The organism is Roseibium sp., assembly GCF_050301095.1.
Classification (GTDB): domain Bacteria; phylum Pseudomonadota; class Alphaproteobacteria; order Rhizobiales; family Stappiaceae; genus Roseibium.
The window spans coordinates 1-8,066 of record NZ_JBNKYW010000137.1 but is presented as its reverse complement, the minus strand read 5'-3'; the positions used below and the strand labels follow the sequence as shown (position 1 = coordinate 8,066).

Below are 8,066 nucleotides of genomic sequence, written 5' to 3'. Positions count from 1 at the left end.
AGCGTAGATGACCGTCAGGACACCCATGGTGATCAGCACGTTGGGCAGGCCACGGAACAGGGACAGCTTGTACATGACAAAGATCAGCGCGGCGGCAATGATCGCGGTGCGGGCAACGAAGAAGCCCGTGGGCTCGTCCTCAATGCCATAGGCCTTGTTCTGGGCCCGCTGGCGCAGACCGATCCAGACCACAAGCGCTGCGGCTGCAATGCCGGTTGCCAGCGCCAGAACATTCACCTTGCGGGCGCCGAAGAGATCCGCCAACCCCTCACCCAGGCCTGCCGGGAAAAGATCGGGCACGAAACCCGTGGCAATGACCTGGAACTCCTTCGGAAACGGGCCGACCGACTGGCCCTCGAGCAGCCACAGCGACAGCCCCCGGAAGACAAGCATGCCCGCAAGTGTCACGATGAAGGACGGAATTTTCCAATAAGCCACCCAATAGCCTTGCGCGGCCCCGATCAGACCGCCCATGACCAGGCAGGCAATGATAGTCACGATCACGGGCAGATCAAAATTGACGATCATCACGGCAGCCAGGGCACCGATGAACCCCATCACCGAGCCGACCGACAGGTCGATATTGCCGGAGACGATGACGATGAGCATACCCAGCGCCATGATGATGATGTAGGAATTCTGCAGAAGCAGGTTGGTGACGTTTACCGCGCGCAGCAAGGTGCCGTCGGTGACGATCTGGAAGAAAACCATCACGGCAATCAGTGCAAACAGGAGGCCGTATTGCCTGAGGTGCGAGGAAAGATACTCGCCGATGCCTTTGGTCTTCACACCTGATGCCGAATTGGTGTCGCTTTGTGCCAGTTCCATGGGTTCAATACTTTCACTCGTTGACTATGAGCGACATGATGCGCTCCTGGCTCGCATCGCCGGCGGCTAGTTCGCCGACGAGAGCCCCCTCGTTCATGACGTAGATCCGGTCACACATGCCGAGCAGTTCCGGCATCTCGGACGAGATCATGACCACGCCTTTGCCCTGAGCCGCGAGGTCGTTGATGATGGTGTAGATCTCGTACTTCGCGCCGACGTCGATGCCCCGGGTCGGTTCGTCCAGGATCAGTACTTCCGGCGCGGTGAACAGCCATTTCGCCAGGACGACCTTCTGCTGGTTACCGCCGGACAGATTGACCGTTTTCTGGAACACCGAGGGGGTGCGGATTGCGAGCGCCTCCCGGTATTTCTCGGCGACTTTCGTTTCCTCGTTGCGCTTCAGGATCGCGCCTGACGCCACCCCCTCCAGATTGGCGAGTGTCGTGTTGAAGCGGATGGTCTCGTCGAGGATCAGACCCAGGGCCTTGCGATCCTCGGTGACATAGGAAATGCCCGCCGCAATCGCCCGGTCGACCGTGCTCACGTCGATCGGCTTGCCGTCGAGTTTCACGGTGCCGGAAATGTTGCGGCCGTAGGAGCGGCCGAAGATCGACATGGCAAGCTCGGTCCGCCCCGACCCCATCAGGCCGGCGATGCCGACGACTTCCCCCGCACGCACGTTGAAGGTCGCGTTGCGGATCACCTGGCGCTCGTTGTGTTCCGGATGCCAGACGCTCCAGTCCTCGACCTCAAGAAGGACCTTGCCGGGGGAGCGCTTGTGCTCCGGAAAGCGGTGGGTCATGTCGCGCCCAACCATGTCGCGGACGATGTCGTCCTCGCTGAGGCCGGCCTTTGCGTCGAGATTGGAAACGGTCATGCCGTCTCGGATGACGGTCACGCTGTCGGCGACGTAGCGCACCTCGTTCAGCTTGTGCGAGATGATGATGCTGGTGACGCCATGCGCCTTCAGCTCCAGCATCAGGTCGAGCAGCTTCCGGCTGTCGTTTTCCTGAAGGGCTGCCGTCGGCTCATCCAGAATGAGCAGCTTGACGTCCTTGGAGAGCGCCTTGGCGATTTCCACCAGTTGCTGCTTGCCGACACCGATATTGTCGACCTTGGTCGTCGGAGCCTCCGCAAGCCCGACCTTGGCGAGAAGTTCACCGGTGCGCCGGTTGGTTTCGCGCCAGTCGATCACGCCGTTTCTGGCGCATTCGTTACCGAGAAAAATGTTTTCCGCGATGGAGAGCTGCGGAACCAGCGCCAGTTCCTGATGGATGATGATGATGCCCTTTTTCTCACTGTCCGAAATGCCTGAGAACCGGGCTGCTTCCCCTTCGTAGACGATTTCACCATCATAGTCGCCGTGCGGATATACCCCGGACAGGACCTTCATGAGCGTTGATTTTCCGGCACCGTTCTCGCCGACAACAGCGTGGATCTCGCCCTTTTTGACATCGAGGTTCACCCGGTCGAGCGCCTTCACGCCCGGAAAGGTCTTGCTGATGTTCTGCATGGAAAGGAGTGCCATGGACCCCGATCTCCGATTTCCTGAAAAAGATCCGCCCGCAAGAGTGACCGGTATGGGTTCGGTCTGCCGCCCCGCTTTCCCGTGAAGTACGGGTAAGCAGGCAGGGTTTGGCTTGCGGGCGGAAAGTGCTGCTTGGGAGTTTGGTTACTTGACCTGGTCGGCGGTGTAGTAGCCACTACCGATCAGAACGTCTTCCCAGTTGCCGGCATCCACGGAAACCGGCTCCAGCAGGTAGGACGGAACCACTTTCACGCCGTTGTCGTAGGTCTTGGTGTCGTTGATTTCCGGTTCACCGCCCTCCAGCAGGGCGTCGACCATGCCGACGGTAACGCGGGCAAGTTCACGGGTGTCCTTGAAAACGGTGGAGTACTGCTCACCGGCAAGGATGGACTTGACGGACGGGACTTCCGCATCCTGACCGGTCACGATCGGCATCTTCTGATCGCCGGAGCCGTAGCCGACGCCCTTGAGCGACGACAGGATCCCGATTGACAAACCGTCATAAGGGCTGAGCGCGCCGTGCAGGGTCTTGTCTGTGTAGTGAGCGGAAAGGAGGTTATCCATGCGGGCCTGGGCAACCGCGCCGTCCCAGCGCAGCGTGCCGACCGTGTCCATGCCCATCTGACCGGACTGGATGACAATGGTGCCGTCGTCAATCAGCGGCTGCAGGACGGACATGGCTCCGTCATAGAAGAAATAGGCGTTGTTGTCGTCCGGCGATCCGCCGAAAAGTTCGACATTGTAAGGGCCGTCGCCGAAACGCTCCTTCAGGCCGTTCACCAGCGACGTTGCCTGCTGAACGCCGACCTTGAAGTTGTCGAAGGTGGCATAATAATCGACGTTGCCGCTGTCGCGGATCAGACGGTCATAGGCGATGACCTTGATGCCGGAAGCAGCCGCATTTTCAAGAGCATTGGAAAGCGTTGTGCCGTCGATAGCGGCAATGACCAGAACGTCGACACCCTTCGTGATCATGTTTTCGATCTGGGCGAGCTGGTTCGGAATGTCATCCTCTGCATATTGCAGGTCGGCCGTATAACCGGCGGCGGTGAACTGTTCGACCATGGAATTGCCGTCGGAAATCCAGCGTGCCGAGGATTTTGTCGGCATGGCAATGCCGATTGAGCCCTTGTCCGCAGCCATTGCGGCGCCGGACATGAGAGTTGCAGCTGCCGCGACCGCGACAAGCGTTTTCGAAACAAATTTCATTCTGTCCTCCCAGGCCGGTTTCCAGCCGGCCTCACGTCAAATTCAGGCATGTACCGATTGATGCCGGGCCTACAGATGTGTGAAAAACAACATGACCGTCAAATTATTATACATTATCTTCTCATACCAATTTCGGTATGTAATTGCGGAAAGACACCATGAGTCTGGATTTGCTGCGGCGTGGGATGAAGATCTCCCATTTGAGATTGCTCGCGGAACTTGCAAAACATTCCCACCTGACGGATGCCGCCCTTGCGCTCGGCACCACCCAGCCGGCCGCTTCCCGTCTGATTTCGGAAATCGAACGCATCACGGAAGCCGAGATCTATGTGAGGTCAGGTCGAGGCATCGAACTCACAGATGCCGGCCGGAAGCTGGCGGAGCGCTGCGTGCGCATCCTGCAGGAATTTGCCGACGCGGGCCGCGATATCGAGCAGCACAAATCCGGTCAGAGCGGGCATGTCAGTATCGGGTCCGTTACGGGGCCGGCCATCGAATACATCCTTCCGGCCCTCAGGCACATCCGCCTCAGCTATCCCGGCATCACCATTTCCGTCGAGGTCAGCCCGAGCCGCGAACTGGCAGCCATGCTGGAAGACGGCCGTCTGGACTTTTCCTTGAGCCGGGTTCCGGTGGACGAGGACCCTTCCCGGTTTGAGGAACGCCCCCTATTGCGCGAACCCGCGTGCCTCATCGGCAGGGCCGATCATCCACTGACGCGCCTTGCCGCCCCCATTCCGGCTGAAGCCCTGCTCGGTTTCGACTGGGTGTTGCCGCCAGTCGGCACACCGATCCGCGCAACGGCGGAACAGGCTTTGCGGGACAAGGCACTTGCATTGCCGACAAGGGTCCTGACCACATCGTCCTTCCTGTTCACACTGGCAACGATCCAGCGCACCAACGCTATCGCGCCCGTCGCCCGGTCGGTCGCCGAGAGCTTTTCATCGGGTCCGCGCAGCTCCGGCGGCACACTTGTGATTTTGAAAAGCGCACTGGACCTGTCGGTGGAACCCTATTCCTTCCTGACGAGAAAAGGCCAGGTCCTGACCCCGGTCGCACAGCTCGTCGGACGGGAAGTCCTGAGAGCTGTCACGGGTACGGACAAACAATTGGGATGATAGACCTCCAGGCCGAACCATGACCAGCAACTGGCTCCACCAGGGATACCGTTTGCCAGCAGCTCTCCGGTAGCCGGATCGTCGAAGAAACGTCCTGATGCCAACGAAAAACCGGGCCCAACAGCACACACCTGTTGTCTGACGGCATCAAAGGTGGAAAGAGGGCTGATTACCGGTCGCAGTCGTTGACACTTCGGTTCAGGCATCCCATGACTTTGTCATGCAGGGCGTCCGATTGGCCCTAACTAGGCACGCCAGACTCGGCGCAAAGGAGAAGCGGCAGACAACGCATGAGCCAGGACCGCGCACCAAAAATCAGCTTTGTAATTCCCGTCTACAATGAAGAAGCCGTTTTGGAGATGCTGTTTGCGCGGCTCGATGCACTTGTCGAACGCATTGACGCTGACTGCGAATTCCTTTTTGTCGACGACGGCAGCCGTGACCGTTCGCTTGAGCTCCTCCATAGAAAGGCACATACCCCGCATTTCCGGGTCATCGAACTGTCGCGGAACTTTGGCCATCAGATCGCCATTACCGCTGGAATCGACAGCGCCGACGGTGACGCCATCGTCATCATGGATGCCGACCTGCAGGACCCGCCCGAAGTCGCGCTTGACCTGATCGAGGCCTGGCGCAAGGGCGCCGAGATCGTTTCCGCCCGCAGGAGGCAGAGAGAAGGTGAAACCTGGTTCAAGCGTGCCAGCGCTAAGCTGTTCTATCGTCTGCTTGCCCGTCTGTCTCCGGTGAAAATTCCCGAAGATGTCGGCGATTTCCGCCTCATCGACAGAAAGGTAGCCGATGCGCTACGCGCGATGCCGGAACGCGACCGCTATTTCCGCGGAATGGTGTCCTGGGTCGGTTTCAGGCACGTGGAAGTGCTCTATGACCGGCACGAGCGGGCAGCAGGCAGCTCCAAATATTCGCTCAAGTCGATGTTTCTTCTGGCCACCAACGGCATCATCGGCTTTTCGGATCTCCCGCTGCGCATTGCCCTGTGGTTCGGATTGGCCGTTTCGATGATCTCCTTCATTGCCGTGATCTGGACGCTTGTGGGTACCTTCCTCGGAGGGCCGGTCGTTTCGGGTTGGGCCTCTACAATGATCATGCTGTCATTCCTGTCAGGTGTGCAGCTTCTGACCATCGGTCTGGTCGGGCTTTACGTCGGCCGGATATATAACGAGGTGAAGGGACGCCCGCTGTATTTCGTCAGACCGGACGGCGGGCCTGAAGTCAGCAAGGTCGCTCTGGAACCGCGCCGCGCCGAAGAGACTCAGTGATCGTCCGGAATGTTACGGCCTCGCAATCATCAAAACCCAATTTTTGCCGGCCTCTCCGGCAACAGGGCGAAATGATTAAGACTTTTCTTCTAGGTTGCACACGTTCTGCCCGTGTAGGAAGCGACGCCCGGCGAATGCTTGAACCAGCCGCGAAAATGTAACCTCAGCGCGATGGGTCAAGACCACTTCCGAACGGGGGCCGAACGCTGCTTCAGACGGTGAAGATCCAAGGGATGCGGGATAACGTGGCACAATTTACCGTTCTCATACCGGTCCTGAACGGAGCAGAGCTGCTCGGCGAGGCGCTGGCTTCGGTTGAATCCCAGACCCTCACAGACGTTCGCGTCATCGTGAGCGACAATGCCTCCACAGACGCGACTCCTGAGATTCTGGAGGCCTGGCGCGACCGGGTGAACCTGCGGGTCATCCGGCAAGAAAAGACGCTGCCGATCCCGACGCATTTCAACGCCCTTCTCGACGCGATTGAAACCGAAAGATACATGCTCCTTTGCCACGACGATTATCTGGCCGACCCCGACGCACTCCGGCTCGCGGATATCGCACTGGACGAGAACCCCGACGCGCCAGCGGTCTACTGCGATCTTGCCTATGTCAACACGCAACGGCGCCCTCTGGCGACGCGCCGCTTTGACAGGGCAGCACTCTTCAGCGCGGATGAAGCGGGACGTGAAACCATTCGAACGACGAGGAACATGTTCGGCATTCCCCTAGGCGTCAGAACGGCGGCCCTGGGTGCCCACCGATACGATCCGCGGTTTCACTATCTGACGGATGTCGATCTTTCCTGGTCGATGGCAAAGGGACGGAACCTTGCCCATGTACCGCAGCCGCTGATTGCCAATCGTTATCGCGCCGGCAACACCACATGGTCGCTGCTCGGACAGGCCCGCTCGGAATACCTTGCGTTCGCGAAAAAACACGGCGTGCCACTCGGCCCTCTGGGAAAGGCGCGACTGTCTGCCAGAATATGGACACTGAACCAGCAGAAGAAGCTGTTCGGCCTCTACGGGCGCATGGTGGAACGCCGATGATAAGTCGGTTTCATTCGGCTGACGTTCGCGGTCAGTTGATACGCTTCGTTCTGGTTGGAGCAATCAACACCGCTTTCGGTTACGCAATCTATACGCTCGGACTATTTGTCGGCCTGCCTTACTGGCTTGCCAGCCTCATCGCGCTCCTCCTCGGTATCGCCATGAGTTTCTTCACGCAGGGCAAGTTTGTTTTCCGAACTTCCCTGACCGGAAGGCTACCCGTTTTCGTGGCGATGTGGGCGGTAATTTACCTCGCGAACATTCTGCTGATCCGGATACTCGCGGCATGGGGTGCCAACTATTACCTCGCTGGAGCGCTTGCATTGATACCGGTCGTTATTCTGTCGTTTTCGCTCAACCGCCTCGTTGTCTTCAGAGTGCAAAAATGAACCGCACGATGCACCGCTCTCTTGTTGCCCTTGTGGCCTTGGCGGCTGTCGTCCAGGCCATTGTGCTCTTCCGGTTCGAAGTGAATTGGGACGAGTTCCTGAACCTGTCCATGGTCTATGACTACCATCGTGGCGACTTGCGGGAGATCCTTCAGACAGCCTTCATTCACTTCTTCCACTGGGTTCCCTACGTCTCGGTGAACGAGGTCGATCAGGTCATCGCCGCACGCATGCTCATCGCGGTCTTCGCGCTGGCGACATCCTGGGCGATCTGGGCCTCGGCACGGCAGCTGACCAGTCCGGAAGGTGCTCTTTTCGCCGTCCTTGCCTACTGGACCTTCAGCTACGTACTCCGGCACGGTTTGTCCCTGCGGACCGACACGCTTGCCGCTGCACCCATCATGGTAGCGCTCTGGCTTGCGTTGACGCGCGGCGGCCAGATCCGGGCCGTTGCCCTGGCAGGCGCCCTCATCGGCTTTGCCGGCGTCATGACCATCAAGGCGATTTTCTTCGTGCCGACAATCGTGGTGATCGGCAGCGTGCGCGCGCTGGAAACACGCAGCCTGCGCGGTGCCTTCGGCTTGCTGGTACTTGCCGGCACGGTGGCTTTGGGAACCTTCGCCCTTCTCATCGGCCTGCATGCGCTGACGTTCAGCGAATTTAAT

Annotated in this window: 8 protein-coding genes; 5 read left to right on the top strand and 3 right to left on the bottom strand. The window is 59.1% G+C overall.

Features of this window, described 5'->3' with window-relative positions:
• The 3 genes from ACQY7U_RS12805 to chvE all read right to left on the bottom strand — a co-directional run.
• Positions 1-828: ABC transporter permease subunit (locus tag ACQY7U_RS12805; protein ID WP_428645008.1), on the bottom strand; the 828-nt coding region annotated here is incomplete at its 3' end.
• Between the two features lie 13 nt (positions 829-841).
• On the bottom strand, positions 842-2,356 hold the full coding sequence (gene mmsA, locus ACQY7U_RS12800; protein ID WP_428645006.1) for a multiple monosaccharide ABC transporter ATP-binding protein: 1,515 nt from the start codon (positions 2,354-2,356) through the stop codon (positions 842-844).
• A 144-nt stretch (positions 2,357-2,500) separates the two neighbouring features.
• Entirely contained in the window at positions 2,501-3,565 is a 1,065-nt protein-coding gene (chvE, locus tag ACQY7U_RS12795) for a multiple monosaccharide ABC transporter substrate-binding protein (RefSeq protein WP_428645004.1), read from the bottom strand.
• 158 nt (positions 3,566-3,723) lie between these two features.
• On the opposite strand from chvE, the gene ACQY7U_RS12790 reads away from it, so the two are divergent.
• The 5 genes from ACQY7U_RS12790 to ACQY7U_RS12770 all read left to right on the top strand — a co-directional run.
• Positions 3,724-4,683 carry a LysR family transcriptional regulator gene (locus ACQY7U_RS12790; protein ID WP_428645003.1) on the top strand — a complete coding sequence of 320 codons (960 nt, stop codon included), beginning with the start codon at positions 3,724-3,726 and terminating at the stop codon, positions 4,681-4,683.
• 290 nt (positions 4,684-4,973) lie between these two features.
• On the top strand, positions 4,974-5,960 hold the full coding sequence (locus tag ACQY7U_RS12785; protein ID WP_428645001.1) for a glycosyltransferase family 2 protein: 987 nt from the start codon (positions 4,974-4,976) through the stop codon (positions 5,958-5,960).
• A gap of 245 nt (positions 5,961-6,205) precedes the next feature.
• Positions 6,206-7,012, top strand: a complete 807-nt coding sequence (locus ACQY7U_RS12780; protein ID WP_428644999.1) for a glycosyltransferase family 2 protein — start codon at positions 6,206-6,208, stop codon at positions 7,010-7,012.
• Positions 7,009-7,401 carry a GtrA family protein gene (locus tag ACQY7U_RS12775; protein ID WP_428644997.1) on the top strand — a complete coding sequence of 131 codons (393 nt, stop codon included), beginning with the start codon at positions 7,009-7,011 and terminating at the stop codon, positions 7,399-7,401. The genes ACQY7U_RS12780 and ACQY7U_RS12775 overlap by 4 nt, the downstream gene beginning before the upstream one ends.
• Positions 7,398-8,066 (top strand): glycosyltransferase family 39 protein (locus tag ACQY7U_RS12770; protein WP_428644995.1); only part of this gene is annotated, 669 nt, incomplete at its 3' end. The genes ACQY7U_RS12775 and ACQY7U_RS12770, both read left to right, overlap by 4 nt.

Coding starts and splice junctions, on each gene's coding strand:
- mmsA (WP_428645006.1), bottom strand. CDS start 2,356: ATGGCACTCCTTTCCATGCAGAACATCAGCAAGACCTTTCCGGGCGTG.
- chvE (WP_428645004.1), bottom strand. CDS start 3,565: ATGAAATTTGTTTCGAAAACGCTTGTCGCGGTCGCGGCAGCTGCAACT.
- ACQY7U_RS12790 (WP_428645003.1), top strand. CDS start 3,724: ATGAGTCTGGATTTGCTGCGGCGTGGGATGAAGATCTCCCATTTGAGA.
- ACQY7U_RS12785 (WP_428645001.1), top strand. CDS start 4,974: ATGAGCCAGGACCGCGCACCAAAAATCAGCTTTGTAATTCCCGTCTAC.
- ACQY7U_RS12775 (WP_428644997.1), top strand. CDS start 7,009: ATGATAAGTCGGTTTCATTCGGCTGACGTTCGCGGTCAGTTGATACGC.